The following is a 15,874-nucleotide window of genomic DNA, read 5'->3' as shown; positions in this document are numbered from 1 at the left end:
AACCGTTCTTAAACCGCGGCAGCGCCGCCGACGATTTCCGAAATTTCCTGGGTGATCGCTGCCTGACGCGCCTTGTTGTAAATCAGCTGCAGGTCTTTGATCAGATCGCCAGCGTTGTCGGTGGCGTTCTTCATTGCGATCATCCGTGCCGCCTGTTCAGCAGCAGCGTTCTCGACCACCGCCTGGTACACCTGCGACTCCACATAACGCACCATCAGACCGTCGAGCAGCTGTTTGGCGTCGGGTTCGTACAGGTAGTCCCAGTGGTGCTTGAGACCTTCATCCGGAGTCGCCACCAGGGGAACGAGCTGCTCCACTGTCGGCTTTTGCGTCATGGTATTGACGAACTTGTTCGAGACCACGGACAGACGATCGATGCGACCTTCCAGGTAAGCATCGAGCATGACCTTGACGGAACCGATCAGATCGTTGATCGAGGGTTCTTCGCCCAGGTGACTGATCGCAGCAACGACATTGCCACCAAAGTTGCGGAAGAACGCCGCACCCTTGCTGCCAATCACGCAGAGATCGATCTCCACGCCTTGCTCGCGATTGCTCGTCATGTCCTTGACCAGAGCCTTGAACAGGTTGGTATTCAGACCACCGCACAGACCACGGTCCGAACTCACCACCACGTAACCGACGCGCTTGACTTCACGCTCGATCATGAACGGGTGACGATATTCCGGGTTGGCGTTGGCCAGATGACCAATCACCTGGCGGATACGCTCCGCGTAGGGACGACTGGCAGCCATGCGCTGTTGAGCCCTGCGCATCTTGCTGGTCGCCACCTTCTCCATGGCGCTGGTGATCTTCTGCGTGCTTTTGATGCTCGCAATCTTGCTGCGAATCTCTTTTGCGCCTGCCATGTAACACCTATCAGGTTAGCAAGCGGGGACCTCGCGGCCCCCACTGCGGCTTACCAGGTTTGGGTGGCCTTGAACTTCTCGATACCGGCTTTCAGCTGGCCATCGATGTCGTCATTGAAGTCGCCCTTCTCGTTGATCTTCGCCATCAGTGCGGCGTTCTCACGGTTGAAGAAGGCGATCAGGGCCTGCTCGAAGCTGATGATCTTGGCGACTTCGACGTCGGCCAGGAAACCACGCTCGGCGGCATACAGGCTCACCGACATGTCGGCGATGGACATCGGCGCGTACTGCTTCTGCTTCATCAGCTCGGTAACGCGCTGACCGTGATCCAGCTGCTTGCGGGTAGCCTCGTCCAGGTCAGAAGCGAACTGGGCGAAAGCCGCCAGTTCACGGTACTGAGCCAGAGCGGTACGGATACCACCGGACAGCTTCTTGATGATCTTGGTCTGAGCGGCACCACCCACGCGGGAAACCGAGATACCGGCGTTGACGGCCGGACGGATACCCGAGTTGAACATGGCCGATTCCAGGAAGATCTGACCGTCGGTGATGGAGATCACGTTGGTAGGAACGAACGCGGAAACGTCACCAGCCTGGGTTTCGATGATCGGCAGAGCGGTCAGGGAACCGGTCTTGCCAGTCACGGCGCCATTGGTGAACTTCTCGACGTACTCTTCGGAAACGCGGGAAGCGCGCTCCAGCAGACGGCTGTGGAGATAGAACACGTCGCCCGGATAAGCTTCGCGGCCCGGCGGACGGCGCAGCAGCAGGGAGATCTGGCGGTAGGCAACAGCCTGTTTGGACAGGTCGTCGTACACGATCAGGGCGTCTTCACCGCGGTCGCGGAAGTATTCGCCCATGGTGCAACCGGCGTACGGAGCCAGGAACTGCAGAGCAGCCGACTCGGAAGCGCTAGCGGCTACCACGATGGTGTTGGCCAGGGCGCCAGCTTCTTCCAGCTTGCGCACTACGTTGGCGATGGTCGATTGCTTCTGACCGATGGCAACGTAGACGCAGCGGATACCGCTGTTCTTCTGGTTGATGATGGCGTCGACGGCCAGAGCGGTCTTACCGATCTGACGGTCACCGATGATCAGCTCGCGCTGACCACGGCCTACCGGGATCATGGCGTCAACCGACTTGTAACCGGTCTGTACCGGCTGGTCGACCGACTTACGCCAGATCACGCCCGGTGCAACTTTTTCAACGGCGTCGGTGGCCTGAGCATTGATCGGGCCTTTGCCGTCGATCGGGTTGCCCAGTGCGTCGACTACGCGACCCAGCAGTTCCGGACCAACCGGGACTTCCAGGATGCGGCCGGTGCACTTGGCGCTCATGCCTTCGGCGAGGCTGGTGTATGCACCCAGCACAACGGCACCAACGGAGTCTTGCTCCAGGTTCAGCGCCATACCGTAGACACCACCCGGGAACTCGATCATTTCGCCGTACATGACGTCGGCCAGACCGTAGATACGCACGATACCGTCGGAAACGGATACCACGGTACCTTCGTTGCGGGCTTGGGAAGAGACGTCGAGTTTCTCGATACGTCCCTTGATGATTTCACTAATTTCGGAAGGATTGAGTTGCTGCATTGCTCTGCTGCCCCTTCAAACTCAAGATTTCAACGCTTCGGCCAGTTTCGCGATTTTGCCGCGAACCGAGCCATCGATAACCAGGTCGCCTGCGCGGATAACCACACCACCGATGAGGGCGGCGTCTTCCGTCACATGCAGACGCACTTCTCGGCTGAGCCGTGCGTTGAGAACCTTGGCGAGTTTGTCTTGCTGTTCTGTGCTCAATGCGAAGGCACTGGTCACTTCCACGTCCACCGACTTTTCCTGCTCGGCCTTGTACAGCTCGAACTGGGCGGCGATTTCCGGCAACAGATCGAGACGACCGTTTTCGGCTACCACGGAAATGAAGTTGCGTGCCTGGGCGTCGAACTTGTCACCACACACTTCGTTGAAAGTGGTGGCCTTCTCTGCGCTCGTCAGACGCGGGGCCTTGAGCACGCGCTGCATGGTGTCGTCTTGCGACACCGCCGCAGCCAGGCCGAGCATGGCTGACCAGGAGGCCAGTTGCTGGTGGGCCTGAGCGTGCTCGAAAGCTGCCTTGGCGTAAGGTCGGGCCAGCGTGGTCAGTTCTGCCATGATCGCCCTCGCTTAGATTTCGGCAGCCAGTTTGTTAACCAGCTCCGCATGCGCGTTTTGATCGATGGATGCACCCAGGATCTTCTCGGCACCGCCAACAGCCAGGGCACCCACTTGGGCACGCAGGGCGTCTTTGACGCTGTTCAGTTCCTGTTCGATCTCGGCCTGAGCCTGAGCCTTCACACGGTCAGCTTCGACACGAGCCTGATCACGGGCTTCGTCGACGATCTGGGTCGCGCGCTTCTTGGCCTGCTCGATGATTTCAGCAGCCTGGGTTTTGGCTTCGCGCAGTTGCTGAGCCACTTTCTCGTGGGCCAGTTCCAGATCGCGAGCCGCACGGTTGGCGGCGTCCAGACCATCGGCGATCTTCTTTTGGCGTTCGCGCAGAGCCGTGATGACCGGAGGCCATACGAACTTCATGCAGAACAGCACGAAAATGAAGAACGCAACGGCCTGGCCAATCAGGGTTGCATTAATGTTCACGCCAGTACCTCGCTGTTCGTTGTTTCGTCAAACCAATCAACTCGCAAGCGAGTGATTAGCCGGCGATCTGACCAACGAAGGGGTTCGCGAAGGTGAAGAACAGAGCGATACCAACGCCGATCATGGTCACGGCGTCCAGCAGACCGGCGACGATGAACATTTTCACCTGCAGCATCGGAACCATTTCCGGCTGACGAGCAGCGCCTTCCAGGAACTTGCCGCCCAGCAGACCGAAGCCAATGGCAGTACCCAGAGCGCCCAGACCGATCAGCAGGGCAACAGCAATCGCGGTGAGACCAACTACAGTTTCCATTTTTCCTCCCGACTTTTACGTCGTATTGGTTTAGGTTGAAGCGATAAAGCGGTTTTCGTTTACCCCAAGAGGCGAGCGCCTCTTAGTGGTTGTCTTCGTGCGCCATCGACAGATAGACGATGGTCAACATCATGAAGATGAAGGCCTGCAGGGTGATGATCAGGATGTGGAACACGGCCCACGCCCAGTTCAGCGCCACGCCCAGAGTGCTCAGCAGGAACAGGCCGCTGCCGAACATCACGGCGATCAGGATGAAGATCAGTTCGCCGGCATACATGTTGCCGAACAGACGCAGAGCCAGGGAAATCGGCTTGGCGATCAGGGTGACGAACTCGAGCAGGAAGTTGACCGGGATCAGCAGGATCTGCACAACGATGTTGCTGCTGCTGAACGGGTGCAGGGTCAGCTCGCCGAGGAAGCCGCCGATGCCCTTGACCTTGATGCTGTAGAACACGATCAGGGCGAACACCGACAGGGCCAGGCCCAGGGTGGCGTTCGGGTCAGTGGTCGGCACCACGCGGAAGAACAGATGCTCGTTGCCGGTGATCTTGGCGGCCAGGACCGGCAGGAAGTCGACCGGCACCAGGTCCATCAGGTTCATCAGGAAGATCCAGACGAAGATGGTCAGGGCCAGCGGAGCGATCAGGGCGTTGCGGCCGTGGAAGGTGTCCTTGACGCTGCCGTCAACGAACTCGACCATGACTTCAACGAAGTTCTGCAGGGCACCTGGCTGGCCGCTGGTGGCGCGCTTGGCGGCCATGCGGAACAGCAGGATGAAGATCAGGCCAAGGAAAACGGACCAGCCGAGAGTATCGACGTGGAAGGCCCAGAAGCCCATTTCCTTTGCTTCTTGCGCGGTGTGGGCGAAGCCCCAGTCACCATTCGGCAGTTGCCCGAAGGTCAGGTTCTGCAGGTGGTGCTGGATGTAGCCCGAAGCGGTTTGTTCTGCCATGTTTGCCTCAAACGCTCTAAGGTCTCGAAAGTCTTGTTCTCATCAGCAGCGGGGCGAACCAGCCGACGCTGAGCGCCAGCACGAAGATGCCGAACAGCGCCGGCGCCTCCAGGGGTTTCACCACTACAAACGCCAGTGCAAACAGCACTGCCGTCAGAATCAGCTTGCCCGCTTCGCCGGCATAGAAAGACCGGACGATGCTCTGGGCCGCCCGCGCCCCGCTGAAACGGAACGCCTTGTGGGCGAAATACAGATTGGGGAGCCAGGCAATAAGCCCCCCGCAGAGTCCCGAGTAGCCACTCACTGCACCGCGCCAGCCGAACAGGGCGGCAGCGGCCAGCAGAATCACGGCCAGTTGGGCCAGCAGTACCGGAAACACCGGTAAACGATGGAAGGGCAGGCGGTTCGGCGTGCGGGCATCCATCTCTTGCTGTTCCTCTGGGTCGGCACGTTAAATCAACAACTTGGCATACTTTGTGCCGACAAAATGCGCGCAGAGTATAGGGGGGGTTCCCCCCCTGTTCAACTGGCCGGTAGTGAATTCCGACCGCCCGCTACACGGGCAACGATGAGCAATTGTTTCAGCGAATGTGGGCCAGTACACCCTGCAGTTCGTCCAGCGAACTGTAGCGGATCACCAGTTGCCCCTTGCCCTTGGCACCATGCTTGATCTGCACCGGAGCCCCTAGCTTCTCGGCCAGGCGCTGTTCCAGGCGGTTGATGTCCGGGTCGGCCTTGGCCTTCTCGGCGGGCTTGTCCTTGCTGTTCAGCCACTGGCGCACCAGTGCTTCGGTTTGGCGCACGGTGAGGCCGCGTGCGACAACATGTCGCGCGCCTTCCACCTGCTGTTCCAGCGGCAGACCGAGCAGGGCACGGGCATGGCCCATCTCCAGATCGCCATGGGCGAGCAGGGTCTTGATCTCTTCCGGCAGGGCGATCAGGCGCAGCAGGTTGGTGATGGTCACCCGCGACTTGCCGACCGCATCGGCGACCTGCTGCTGGGTCAGCTCGAACTCCTGCTGCAGGCGCTGCAGGGCCACGGCTTCCTCGATCGGGTTGAGGTCTTCGCGCTGGATGTTCTCGATCAGCGCCATGGCGATGGCGGCTTCGTCCGGCACTTCACGAACCATGGCCGGGATCTTGTCCAGGCCGGCCTGCTGGCTGGCACGCCAGCGGCGTTCACCGGCGATGATCTCGAAGCGACCACCGCCGATGGGGCGCACCACGATCGGCTGCATCACGCCCTGGACCTTGATCGAGTTGGCCAGCTCTTCCAGGGCAGAGGGGTCCATGTCGCGGCGCGGCTGGTACTTGCCGCGCTGGATCAGGTCCAGCGGCAGGTGCTGCAGCTCGCGGCTGTCGACCTTGACCGCTTCTTCTTCCAGGGTAGCGGCGGTGCTGCCGCCGAGCAGGGCGTCCAGTCCGCGGCCAAGTCCGCGTTTCTTGATGGCCATGAGATTCCTTTATGCGGTTGCGGTTTTCGCGGCGGCGCGCTGACGGCGCACCAGTTCGCCGGCCAGCGCCAGGTAGGCGATGGCGCCGCGTGATTGCTTGTCATAGGCCAGCGCCGGCATGCCGAAGCTGGGCGCCTCGGCCAGGCGCACGTTGCGCGGGATAACCACGTCGTACAGCTGCTCGCCGAAGTGCTCCTTGAGCTGGGCGCTGACGTCGTTGGTCAGGCTGATGCGCGGGTCATACATGGTGCGCAGCAGGCCTTCGATCTTCAGGCTCGGGTTGAGCAGCGCACCGATGCGCTGAATGCTGTTCATCAGGTCGGTCAGGCCCTCCAGCGCGTAGTACTCGCACTGCATGGGGATGATCACGCCGTCGGCGGCGACCAGGGCGTTGACCGTGAGCATCGACAGCGCCGGTGGGCAGTCGATGAGGATGTAGTCGTAGTTCTCGCGGATCGGCGCCAGTGCGTAACGCAGGCGGCTCTCCTTCATCTTCATCTCGAGCAGGGCCACTTCGGCGGCGGTCAGGTCGCGGTTGGCCGGCAGCAGCTGGTAGCCGCCGTGCTCGGAGAACTGCATGGCCTCGCCGACGGTGCTCTCGCCGATCAGCACGTCGTAGATGGAGTGCTCCAGGGCCTGCTTATCCACACCGCTGCCCATGGTGGCGTTGCCCTGTGGATCGAGGTCGATCAGCAGCACGCGGCGCTTGGTGGCGACCAGCGAGGCGGCCAGGTTGATGCAGGTGGTGGTCTTGCCGACCCCGCCTTTCTGATTGGCGATCGCGAATACCTTGGCCATCTGTGCTTCCCCCTAGACCGAGCGTCGCAGTATCAACAGGTGACGCTGGCCTTGGCAACCGGGAACCTTGAGCACGTCGCAGCTTTGCAGGCGGAAGTCCGCCGGCAGCGCCTGCAGCTCGTCGTCCGGCTGCACGCCCTTCATCGCCAGCCAGTGGGTATCGCCGTTGCCCAGATGACGGGTCCAGTCGGTGAAGTCCTGCAGCGAGCTGAAGGCGCGCGAGCAGATGCCGCTGAACGGAACTTGCGGACGGAACTCCTCGACCCGGCTGTGGATAACTTCCAGGTTGGCCAGCTTGAGCTCCAGCTTCACCTGGGTCAGAAAGCGCGTCTTCTTGCCGTTGGAATCGAGCAGGGTGAAACGCCGCTCGGGAAACAGGATCGCCAGGGGAATACCGGGCATGCCGCCGCCACTGCCGACGTCCAGCCAGTTGTCACCGTATTGGGCCACGAAGGGCACCACGCTGAGGCTGTCGAGCAGATGACGCGAGACCATCTCGTCCGGGTTGCGCACGGCAGTGAGGTTGTAGGCCTTGTTCCACTTGATCAGCAGGGCCAGATAGGCCAGCAGCTGTTCCTGCTGCAGAGGGCTGAGCGCCACGCCGAGCGTCTGCGCGCCCTGCGCGAGTTCATCGGCATGGCGTTGGGTGACCTGGGACATCAGGCGCTGGCCTCCAGAGTCTGGCCGGCGCTGCGCTTCTTCAGGTGGATCAGCAGCAGGGAGATGGCCGCCGGGGTCACGCCCGGGATACGCCCGGCTTGGCCGAGGGTCTCGGGGCGGATCTTGCCCAGCTTGCCCTGAATTTCCTTGGACAGGCCGGAGATGCTGGCGTAGTCGATATCGGCCGGCAGCTTGGTGTCCTCGCTGGCGCGCAGACGCTCGATCTCTTCCTGCTGGCGGTCGATGTAGCCGGCGTACTTGGTCTTGATCTCCACCTGCTCGGCAACCTGGGCATCCACGGCCGGGGCCTCGGTCACTTCGGCCAGGGCGGCGTAGTCGATTTCCGGACGGGCCAGCAGGTTGAGCAGGTTGTATTCATGGGCCAGCGGCGTACCGAAGCGCGCGACTATGGCATCGCCCTGCAGCGTGCCGGGGCGCACCCAGGTGCTCTTCAGGCGCTGTTCTTCCTGGGCGATGCCCTCGCGCTTGGCCTCGAACGCAGCCCAACGGCTGTCGTCGATCAGCCCCAGCTCGCGACCTTTCTCTGTCAGGCGCAGGTCGGCGTTGTCCTCGCGCAGGATCAGCCGGTACTCGGCGCGCGAAGTGAACATGCGGTAGGGCTCCTGGGTGCCCAGGGTGATCAGGTCGTCGACCAGCACGCCGATGTAGGCCTCGTCACGGCGCGGACACCAGGCATCCTTGCCCTGGGCGCGCAGCGCGGCGTTGGCCCCGGCCAGCAGGCCCTGGGCACCGGCTTCTTCATAGCCGGTGGTGCCGTTGATCTGGCCGGCGAAGAACAGGCCGCCGATGACCTTGGTCTCCAGGCTGTACTTGAGGTCGCGCGGATCGAAGTAGTCGTACTCGATGGCGTAGCCGGGACGCACGATATGGGCGTTCTCCATGCCGCGAATGGAGCGCACGATCTCCAACTGCACGTCGAACGGCAGCGAAGTGGAGATGCCGTTGGGATACAGCTCATGGGTGGTCAGGCCTTCCGGCTCGATGAACACCTGGTGGCTGTCCTTGTCGGCGAAGCGGTGGATCTTGTCTTCGATCGACGGGCAGTAGCGCGGGCCGATACCTTCGATCACGCCCGAGTACATCGGCGAGCGATCCAAGTTGCTGGCGATGATCTCGTGAGTGCGCGCGTTGGTGTGGGTCATCCAGCAGCTGATCTGGCGCGGATGCATGGCCTGATTGCCGAGGAAGGACATCACCGGGGTCGGGGTGTCGCCAGGCTGCTCGGTCATCACCGAGAAATCCACCGAGCGGCCATCGATACGCGGCGGGGTGCCGGTCTTCAGGCGGCCGACACGCAGCGGCAGCTCGCGCAGGCGTTTGGCCAGGGCGATCGAGGGCGGATCGCCGGCACGGCCGCCGGAGTAGTTCTGCAGGCCGATGTGGATAAGTCCGCCGAGGAAGGTGCCGGTGGTCAATACCACGTTGTCGGCCATGAAGCGCAGGCCCATCTGGGTGACCACGCCCTTGACCTGGTCCTGCTCGACGATCAGGTCGTCGGCGGCCTGCTGGAATATCCACAGGTTGGCCTGGTTCTCCAGGATCTCGCGGATCGCCGCCTTGTACAGCACGCGGTCGGCCTGGGCGCGAGTGGCGCGTACGGCCGGGCCCTTGCGGCTGTTGAGCACGCGGAACTGGATACCGCCCTTGTCGGTGGCCAGCGCCATGGCGCCGCCCAGGGCATCGATTTCCTTGACCAGGTGGCTCTTGCCGATACCGCCGATGGCCGGGTTACAGCTCATCTGGCCGAGGGTTTCCACGTTGTGGGTCAACAGCAGGGTCTTCACGCCCATGCGTGCGGCTGCCAGCGCAGCCTCGGTGCCGGCATGACCGCCGCCGATCACGATCACGTCAAAACGGGAAGGGAAGTCCACCACGCACCTCGTGCCTGTAGAAAAAGGGGGAATAGAGAAGGGGCGCAAGTATAGGGACTTAGCCGGGGTGAATGAAGCCTTCTGCACAAAAAATAGCCAGCTGGTCGGCTCTTAGGCTTATAGAGAATAAAAAGAATGAATTTATATAAAGCCTTATTTTTATTCTTATGTATGGTGCCGGCCGTTTCTGTGGATAGATTGCCAGAAGGCTTGTTGCTCATGGGCTGTAGCGAATGATAACCCTGTGGCGTTCCTGCCACTTTCCGGGGGGCAAGCTGCGGGCCAGCTGTGGATGGAAAGGTCTTTTATGCACAGGCCAGGTTATCTTCAGTATTCAAGCCGGCTTATCGACCGTGCTCAGGCCGGGTTTTCCACAGGGTTCCCGATGACCACTGGTACTCCCTGGAGCGTGGCTATTTGCCGATGCAGAAGCTGGAAAAGATGCGCCCGAGCAGATCGTCGGAGCTGAAGGCACCGGTGATCTCACCCAACGCCTGCTGGGCCTGACGCAGGTCCTCGGCCAGCAGCTCGCCGGCGCCCATCAGGGTCAGCTGGTTGCGGCCATGCTCCAGGCTGGCCTGGGCCTGGCTCAGGGCCTCCAGGTGACGACGACGGGCGCTGAAGCCGCTTTCGGCGGTCTGTTCGAAGCCCATGCATGCCTTCAGATGCTCGCGCAGCAGGTCCAGTCCGGCAGCTGACTTGGCCGACAGGGCGATGGTCACGTGGCCGTCGTTACAGGTTTCCAGGGCGACGGGCTCGCCCGACAGATCGGCTTTGTTGCGGATCAGGGTGACCCGTGCCGGATCAGGCTTGCTTTCGAGAAACTCCGGCCACAGGGCGAAGGGATCGGCGGCTTCCGGCGCCGTGGAGTCCACCACCAGCAGCACCCGGTCGGCCTCGCCGATGGCCTTGAGCGCGCGCTCTACGCCGATTCGCTCCACCTGGTCGTCGGTGTCGCGCAGGCCGGCGGTGTCAACCACGTGCAGCGGCATGCCATCAATGTGGATATGTTCGCGCAGCACATCGCGAGTGGTGCCGGCGATATCGGTGACGATGGCCGCCTCACGCCCGGCCAGGGCATTGAGCAGGCTGGACTTACCGGCGTTGGGCCGACCGGCGATGACCACGTTCATACCGTCACGCAGCAGCGCGCCCTGACCGGCTTCGCGCAGCACTGTGGATAAGTACTCGCGCACCGCATCGAGCTGACTCAGTACATGGCCGTCGGCGAGGAAGTCGATCTCTTCCTCGGGGAAGTCGATCGCGGCTTCGACGTAGATGCGCAGCTGGATCAGGCGTTCGGTCAGTTCGTGCACCCGCCGTGAAAACTCGCCCTGCAGCGAGCGCAGGGCGTTGCGCGCGGCCTGGGTCGAGCTGGCCTCGATCAGGTCGGCGATGGCTTCGGCCTGGGCCAGATCGAGCTTGTCGTTGAGGAAGGCACGCTCGCTGAATTCGCCCGGGCGGGCCTGCCGCGCGCCGAGCTGCAGGCAGCGCTGCAGCAGCATATCCAGCACCACCGGGCCACCGTGGCCCTGCAGCTCCAGTACGTCCTCGCCGGTGAACGAATGCGGGCCGGGGAAGAACAGCAGCAGGCCCTGGTCGATCACTTCGCCATCGTCGTCGTGCCAGGGGCCGTAGTGGGCGTGGCGCGGCTTGGGCTCCAGGCCAGACAGGCTGATGCCGATGGCGCGCGCACGAGGGCCGGACACGCGCACGATGCCGACGCCCCCGCGACCCTGGGCAGTGGCGACGGCGGCTATGGTTTCACGGGCGCTGGTCATGCTGGTGTTCTCGGCTGTGGATATCTGACAGATAGCAAAACGCCCCACGAGGGGGCGTCTTGTGCAGCTTAGCGGGTTCAGGCCTTGGCCGCGGCCGCTTCGATCTGGCGGGTAATGTACCACTGCTGGGCAATGGACAGGACGTTGTTGACCACCCAGTACAGCACCAGACCGGCCGGGAACCAGAGGAAGAAGAAGGTGAAGATGATCGGCATCATCTTCATCACCTTGGCCTGCATGGGGTCCGGCGGAGTCGGGTTGAGGTGCTGCTGGATGAACATGGTCGCGCCCATGATGATCGGCAGCAGGAAGAACGGGTCCTTGATCGACAGGTCGGTGATCCAGAACATCCACGGCGCCTGGCGCATCTCGACGCTTTCCAGGAGTACCCAGTAGAGCGCGAGGAACACCGGCATCTGCACCAGAATCGGCAGGCAGCCACCGAGCGGGTTGATCTTCTCCTTCTTGTACAGCTCCATCATCGCCTGGGACATCTTCTGGCGATCATCGCCGAACTGTTCCTTCAGCGCCTGCAGCTTGGGCGACACGGCGCGCATACGGGCCATGGAGCGATAGCTGGCAGCCGACAGCGGGAAGAAGGCCAGTTTGATGATGATGGTCAGGACGATGATCGACCAGCCCCAGTTACCGAGCAGGTTGTGGATATGTTCCAGCAGCCAGAAGATCGGTTGGGCGATGAACCACAGGATGCCGTAGTCGACGGTCAGTTCCAGACCAGGGGACAGCTGCTTCAGGTGTTCCTGGATCTTCGGACCGGCATACAGCACGGCACCGGTTTCGGCGCTGGCGCCGGCGGCGACACTCAGCTGCGGACCGGTGAAGCCGATGATGTAGTTACCCTGGCTGTCCTTGCGGGTCTGCACACTGTTGTTGTCGTCCTTGTTGGCGACCCAGGCGGTGACGAAGTAGTGCTGCAGCCAGGCGACCCAGCCGCCCTGCACGGTTTCGCGCAGGCTCTTCTCGTCCATGTCGCCCATCTTCACCTTCTTGTACGGCTCCTCGGCCGTCCACAGGGCGGCGCCCAGGTAGGTCGCGGTACCGGTGGCGGTGGTGGAAGACGGATCGGCGCTGTTGTCACGCTTGAGCTGGGCGTAGAAGTTGCCGCTCCAGGCCTGGCCGCTCTGGTTGTCGATCTTGTAATCGACCTTCAGATCATACTGACCACGCTCGAAGCTGAAGCGCTTGACGTAGTTGACCCCGGCTTCGGCGTAGTTCAGCTCCACCACCAGCTGGTCCTGACCATCGGCCATAGCGTAGCTGCGCTGAGCGCTGCTCCACAGGGCGCGACCGCTGGACTTGTCCGGTGCGTTGGTACCAATCAGGCCGCTCTGCGCCAGGTAGGTACGCTCGCCGCCGTTGTCGAACAGCTGGAACGGCACGTCCGGGCGATCCTGGCGACGCGGGTACTGCGGCAGCGTCAGCTGGACGATATCGCCGCCCTTGGGATCGATCGCCAGTTCGAGCACATCGGTCTTCACCCGTATCAGCTCGTCGCTGACCGCTGCCGGAGCCGCCAGCTGCGGGTTGGCCTCGGTATTGGCGGTCGGCACGTCATCGGCGGCATTGCTGGCCGGAACATCCGGCAGGCTCGCTGCCTGGTTGCCACTGACGGTGGTGCTGGCGGTCGCCGGAATGGCGGCTTGGCCGTAGTCCTCGTTCCACTGCAGAACCATCAGGTAGGACACGATGGCCAGGGCGACGAGCAGGATCGAGCGTTGGATGTCCATGGATTACTCGGTCATCGAAGGTGAGGAGGGAGGCGGAACCGGATCGTAACCACCGGGGTTCCAGGGATGGCAGCGACTCAGGCGGCGTAGGCCGAGCCAACCGCCACGCAGCACGCCATGGGTTTCGATGGCTTGCTGGGTGTAGCAGGAGCAGCTGGGATAGAAGCGACAGTGACTGGCCATCAAGGGGCTGATGGCGTAGCGGTAGAACTGGATCGGTAGAATGACCAGTTTACGCATGGGGGCTGTCGCCTACCCCGGGAGGTGCGGCTGTGGGACGCTGTTTGGCCAGGCGCTTCCAGAGTTTGCCGAACTGCTGATGCAGTTCTGGGTTGTCTAGATCGCCAAGACCTTTGCGTGCCACCACAACAATGTCCAGACCTGCCAGCAACTCCTGATGGTGCCGGAAGGAATCCCGGATCAGACGTTTCAGGCGGTTGCGCTCGACGGAGAGCTTGACGCTTTTCTTGCCGATCACCAACCCCAGACGAGGGTGTTCGAGATCGTTGGCACGTGCGAGGAGGAGGACGTTCTTGCCTGGTGCCTTGCCGCTCGGTGAGTCGAAGACTGCCTTGAATTGTCGGGGGGTCAGCAGACGCTTTTCCCGACCGTAGTCTCGACTCACCACCCGTTCCGAGTAATCAGACGGTTAGACGCTTGCGGCCCTTGGCGCGACGACGCGACAGGACGGCACGGCCGTTCTTGGTGGCCATGCGAGCGCGGAAACCGTGAACGCGAGCGCGCTTGAGGGTGCTGGGTTGGAAAGTACGTTTCATGCTGATCTACCTGGGTGGTCCATACGGGCCTGGATGGCCCCCGTTTAAAGAGACCGGCGATTCTAGTGAAACCGCAGCGCCAGGTCAATTTCCAACCAGCCTGGAATCCGTAAAGAAAGATAAAAGGAAAGAAAATCTTTAAAGAGCTTGTTCTAGTAAAACTTAATAGCCCTCAAGCGTGCTGTGGAAAAGTCGCTGGAAGCCTAGCATTTCGGGCCTTGGCGAGAAGGATAAGCTTGTCCGAAAGCGGTGTGCCGACTGTTCGCAGCCGGTGCACCGCCTGTGCAGGAAAGGTCCATTTACCCACAGAGGGCTTTTCCCGTGCGTTACCCCCAGGCTTTTGCCCAGCCTTCAGTTACATTTATCCACAGACTTTACGGATCTTGCTGTGAACGCGGGAAACACCAATAAATCCTTGATTCTATTCGGCTGATCGCGTCGATTCGTGTGGATAACTCTGCCCCTCAGGGCTACAATGCAGGCTGTTTTTTTGCATCGCAACCGTAGCGATCCCAGGGGATTTCAGTGTCCGTAGAACTTTGGCAGCAGTGTGTGGAGCTGCTTCGCGACGAGTTGCCCGCCCAGCAATTCAATACCTGGATCCGCCCATTGCAGGTGGAGTCGGCCGGCGACGAGCTGCGCGTCTATGCGCCGAATCGCTTCGTGCTCGACTGGGTCAACGAAAAGTACATGGTGCGCCTGCTCGAGCTGCTGGCCGAGCGTGCCAATGGTCTGGCACCGGCGCTGTCGCTGCTGATCGGCAGCAAGCGCAGTCCCGCCCCGCGCATGGCTGCCCCGACGCCGTCGCCTTCTATTAATAGTGCGCCGGTTGCGTCGGCTCCGGCTGCCGTCGCGGATGAGTCGCCCAGCAGCGATCCCCTGATCGTGGCGGCGCCACAGCCGGCCGCCAGCCGGCCGGTCGAGCGCACCGTGCAGGTGGAAGGTGCGCTCAAGCACACCAGTTACCTGAACCGCACCTTCACCTTCGAGAACTTCGTCGAGGGCAAGTCCAACCAGATGGCCCGTGCAGCGGCCTGGCAGGTGGCGGACAACCTCAAGCACGGCTACAACCCGCTGTTCCTTTATGGCGGCGTCGGTCTGGGCAAGACCCACCTGATGCATGCGGTGGGCAACCACCTGCTGAAGAAGAACCCCAATGCCAAGGTGGTGTACCTGCATTCCGAGCGCTTCGTCGCCGACATGGTCAAGGCGCTGCAGCTCAATGCGATCAACGAGTTCAAGCGTTTCTACCGCTCGGTGGATGCGCTGCTGATCGACGACATCCAGTTCTTCGCCAAGAAGGAGCGTTCTCAGGAAGAGTTCTTCCATACCTTCAATGCACTCCTTGAGGGCGGCCAGCAGGTGATCCTCACCAGCGACCGCTACCCGAAGGAGATCGAGGGCCTGGAAGAGCGTCTGAAATCGCGTTTCGGCTGGGGCCTGACGGTGGCGGTGGAGCCGCCTGAGCTGGAGACCCGCGTGGCCATCCTGATGAAGAAGGCCGAGCAGACCAAGGTCGATCTGCCGCACGATGCCGCCTTCTTCATCGCCCAGCGTATCCGCTCCAATGTGCGTGAACTGGAAGGTGCGCTGAAACGGGTGATCGCCCACTCGCACTTCACCAACCAGCCGATCAGTATCGAGCTGATCCGCGAGTCGCTGAAGGACCTGCTGGCCCTGCAGGACAAGCTGGTCAGCGTCGACAATATTCAGCGCACGGTGGCCGAGTACTACAAGATCAAGATCGCCGATCTGCTCTCCAAGCGTCGTTCCCGTTCGGTGGCGCGCCCGCGTCAGGTGGCCATGGCTCTGTCCAAGGAACTGACCAACCACAGCCTGCCGGAAATCGGTGATGCTTTTGGCGGAAGAGACCACACCACAGTGCTGCACGCCTGTCGTAAGATTGCGGAATTGCGCGAAGCCGACGCGGATATCCGCGAGGACTACAAGAACCTGCTGCGCACCCTGACCACCTGATCGCAGCCCACGAGGCAA

The 15,874-nt window shown here is 61.8% G+C and carries 17 protein-coding genes; 1 reads left to right on the top strand and 16 read right to left on the bottom strand.

The window, feature by feature from the left end; all coding sequences use genetic code 11:
• Nucleotides 1-8: 8 nt before the first annotated feature.
• The 16 genes from atpG to rpmH all read right to left on the bottom strand — a co-directional run bounded on the left by atpG (nt 9) and on the right by rpmH (nt 13,879).
• The gene (gene atpG / locus PA6_RS18720) at nt 9-869 is read right to left on the bottom strand and encodes a F0F1 ATP synthase subunit gamma (RefSeq protein ID WP_021702537.1); all 861 of its coding nucleotides are present in this window, start codon (nt 867-869) and stop codon (nt 9-11) included.
• 50 nt (nt 870-919) lie between these two features.
• Nucleotides 920-2,464 carry a F0F1 ATP synthase subunit alpha gene (gene atpA / locus PA6_RS18715; RefSeq protein WP_021702536.1) on the bottom strand — a complete coding sequence of 515 codons (1,545 nt, stop codon included), beginning with the start codon at nt 2,462-2,464 and terminating at the stop codon, nt 920-922.
• Between the two features lie 21 nt (nt 2,465-2,485).
• Nucleotides 2,486-3,022: a F0F1 ATP synthase subunit delta gene (locus PA6_RS18710; RefSeq protein ID WP_021702535.1), complete on the bottom strand. Its 537-nt coding sequence runs from the start codon at nt 3,020-3,022 to the stop codon at nt 2,486-2,488.
• 12 nt (nt 3,023-3,034) lie between these two features.
• Nucleotides 3,035-3,505 carry a F0F1 ATP synthase subunit B gene (locus tag PA6_RS18705; RefSeq protein ID WP_021702534.1) on the bottom strand — a complete coding sequence of 157 codons (471 nt, stop codon included), beginning with the start codon at nt 3,503-3,505 and terminating at the stop codon, nt 3,035-3,037.
• 55 nt (nt 3,506-3,560) lie between these two features.
• Nucleotides 3,561-3,818, bottom strand: a complete 258-nt coding sequence (gene atpE, locus PA6_RS18700) for a F0F1 ATP synthase subunit C (RefSeq protein ID WP_003097235.1) — start codon at nt 3,816-3,818, stop codon at nt 3,561-3,563.
• Between the two features lie 82 nt (nt 3,819-3,900).
• The gene (atpB, locus tag PA6_RS18695) at nt 3,901-4,770 is read right to left on the bottom strand and encodes a F0F1 ATP synthase subunit A (RefSeq protein ID WP_021702533.1); all 870 of its coding nucleotides are present in this window, start codon (nt 4,768-4,770) and stop codon (nt 3,901-3,903) included.
• Between the two features lie 16 nt (nt 4,771-4,786).
• Nucleotides 4,787-5,194, bottom strand: a complete 408-nt coding sequence (locus PA6_RS18690) for a F0F1 ATP synthase subunit I (RefSeq protein ID WP_021702532.1) — start codon at nt 5,192-5,194, stop codon at nt 4,787-4,789.
• Between the two features lie 157 nt (nt 5,195-5,351).
• Entirely contained in the window at nt 5,352-6,224 is an 873-nt protein-coding gene (locus PA6_RS18685) for a ParB/RepB/Spo0J family partition protein (RefSeq protein WP_021702531.1), read from the bottom strand.
• A gap of 9 nt (nt 6,225-6,233) precedes the next feature.
• Nucleotides 6,234-7,022: a ParA family protein gene (locus tag PA6_RS18680; protein ID WP_021702530.1), complete on the bottom strand. Its 789-nt coding sequence runs from the start codon at nt 7,020-7,022 to the stop codon at nt 6,234-6,236.
• Nucleotides 7,023-7,034: 12 nt separating this feature from the next.
• The gene (gene rsmG / locus PA6_RS18675; protein WP_021702529.1) at nt 7,035-7,682 is read right to left on the bottom strand and encodes a 16S rRNA (guanine(527)-N(7))-methyltransferase RsmG; all 648 of its coding nucleotides are present in this window, start codon (nt 7,680-7,682) and stop codon (nt 7,035-7,037) included.
• Nucleotides 7,682-9,574, bottom strand: coding sequence for a tRNA uridine-5-carboxymethylaminomethyl(34) synthesis enzyme MnmG (mnmG, locus tag PA6_RS18670; protein ID WP_021702528.1), 1,893 nt, complete (start codon nt 9,572-9,574; stop codon nt 7,682-7,684). The genes rsmG and mnmG overlap by 1 nt, the downstream gene beginning before the upstream one ends.
• Nucleotides 9,575-9,987: 413 nt before the next feature.
• Nucleotides 9,988-11,355 carry a tRNA uridine-5-carboxymethylaminomethyl(34) synthesis GTPase MnmE gene (mnmE, locus tag PA6_RS18665; protein WP_021702527.1) on the bottom strand — a complete coding sequence of 456 codons (1,368 nt, stop codon included), beginning with the start codon at nt 11,353-11,355 and terminating at the stop codon, nt 9,988-9,990.
• A gap of 77 nt (nt 11,356-11,432) precedes the next feature.
• Complete coding sequence (gene yidC, locus PA6_RS18660) at nt 11,433-13,103, bottom strand: membrane protein insertase YidC (RefSeq protein ID WP_021702526.1); 1,671 nt, start codon at nt 13,101-13,103, stop codon at nt 11,433-11,435.
• 3 nt (nt 13,104-13,106) lie between these two features.
• Nucleotides 13,107-13,343, bottom strand: a complete 237-nt coding sequence (gene yidD, locus PA6_RS22945; protein WP_021702525.1) for a membrane protein insertion efficiency factor YidD — start codon at nt 13,341-13,343, stop codon at nt 13,107-13,109.
• Entirely contained in the window at nt 13,336-13,731 is a 396-nt protein-coding gene (gene rnpA, locus PA6_RS22940; protein ID WP_081694018.1) for a ribonuclease P protein component, read from the bottom strand. The genes yidD and rnpA overlap by 8 nt, the downstream gene beginning before the upstream one ends.
• Before the next feature lie 13 nt (nt 13,732-13,744).
• The gene (rpmH, locus tag PA6_RS22935) at nt 13,745-13,879 is read right to left on the bottom strand and encodes a 50S ribosomal protein L34 (protein WP_021702523.1); all 135 of its coding nucleotides are present in this window, start codon (nt 13,877-13,879) and stop codon (nt 13,745-13,747) included.
• 525 nt (nt 13,880-14,404) lie between these two features.
• On the opposite strand from rpmH, the gene dnaA reads away from it, so the two are divergent.
• A complete protein-coding gene (dnaA, locus tag PA6_RS18650) occupies nt 14,405-15,856 on the top strand; it encodes a chromosomal replication initiator protein DnaA (protein ID WP_021702522.1) in 1,452 nt (483 codons plus the stop codon).
• Nucleotides 15,857-15,874: the final 18 nt, after the last annotated feature.

The sequence above is a fragment of the Aquipseudomonas alcaligenes NBRC 14159 genome (assembly GCF_000467105.1).
GTDB classification, from domain to species: Bacteria; Pseudomonadota; Gammaproteobacteria; order Pseudomonadales; family Pseudomonadaceae; genus Aquipseudomonas; species Aquipseudomonas alcaligenes.
Note: the sequence above shows the minus strand (reverse complement) of the source record. Positions and strands in the feature narration are given on the sequence as shown.

What these genes read in the sequence shown, in the direction of transcription:
- atpG (WP_021702537.1), bottom strand. Translation starts at nt 869, where the DNA reads ATGGCAGGCGCAAAAGAGATTCGCAGCAAGATTGCGAGCATCAAAAGC.
- atpA (WP_021702536.1), bottom strand. Translation starts at nt 2,464, where the DNA reads ATGCAGCAACTCAATCCTTCCGAAATTAGTGAAATCATCAAGGGACGT.
- PA6_RS18710 (WP_021702535.1), bottom strand. Translation starts at nt 3,022, where the DNA reads ATGGCAGAACTGACCACGCTGGCCCGACCTTACGCCAAGGCAGCTTTC.
- atpE (WP_003097235.1), bottom strand. Translation starts at nt 3,818, where the DNA reads ATGGAAACTGTAGTTGGTCTCACCGCGATTGCTGTTGCCCTGCTGATC.
- atpB (WP_021702533.1), bottom strand. Translation starts at nt 4,770, where the DNA reads ATGGCAGAACAAACCGCTTCGGGCTACATCCAGCACCACCTGCAGAAC.
- PA6_RS18690 (WP_021702532.1), bottom strand. Translation starts at nt 5,194, where the DNA reads ATGGATGCCCGCACGCCGAACCGCCTGCCCTTCCATCGTTTACCGGTG.
- PA6_RS18685 (WP_021702531.1), bottom strand. Translation starts at nt 6,224, where the DNA reads ATGGCCATCAAGAAACGCGGACTTGGCCGCGGACTGGACGCCCTGCTC.
- PA6_RS18680 (WP_021702530.1), bottom strand. Translation starts at nt 7,022, where the DNA reads ATGGCCAAGGTATTCGCGATCGCCAATCAGAAAGGCGGGGTCGGCAAG.
- rsmG (WP_021702529.1), bottom strand. Translation starts at nt 7,682, where the DNA reads ATGTCCCAGGTCACCCAACGCCATGCCGATGAACTCGCGCAGGGCGCG.
- mnmE (WP_021702527.1), bottom strand. Translation starts at nt 11,355, where the DNA reads ATGACCAGCGCCCGTGAAACCATAGCCGCCGTCGCCACTGCCCAGGGT.
- yidC (WP_021702526.1), bottom strand. Translation starts at nt 13,103, where the DNA reads ATGGACATCCAACGCTCGATCCTGCTCGTCGCCCTGGCCATCGTGTCC.
- yidD (WP_021702525.1), bottom strand. Translation starts at nt 13,343, where the DNA reads ATGCGTAAACTGGTCATTCTACCGATCCAGTTCTACCGCTACGCCATC.
- rpmH (WP_021702523.1), bottom strand. Translation starts at nt 13,879, where the DNA reads ATGAAACGTACTTTCCAACCCAGCACCCTCAAGCGCGCTCGCGTTCAC.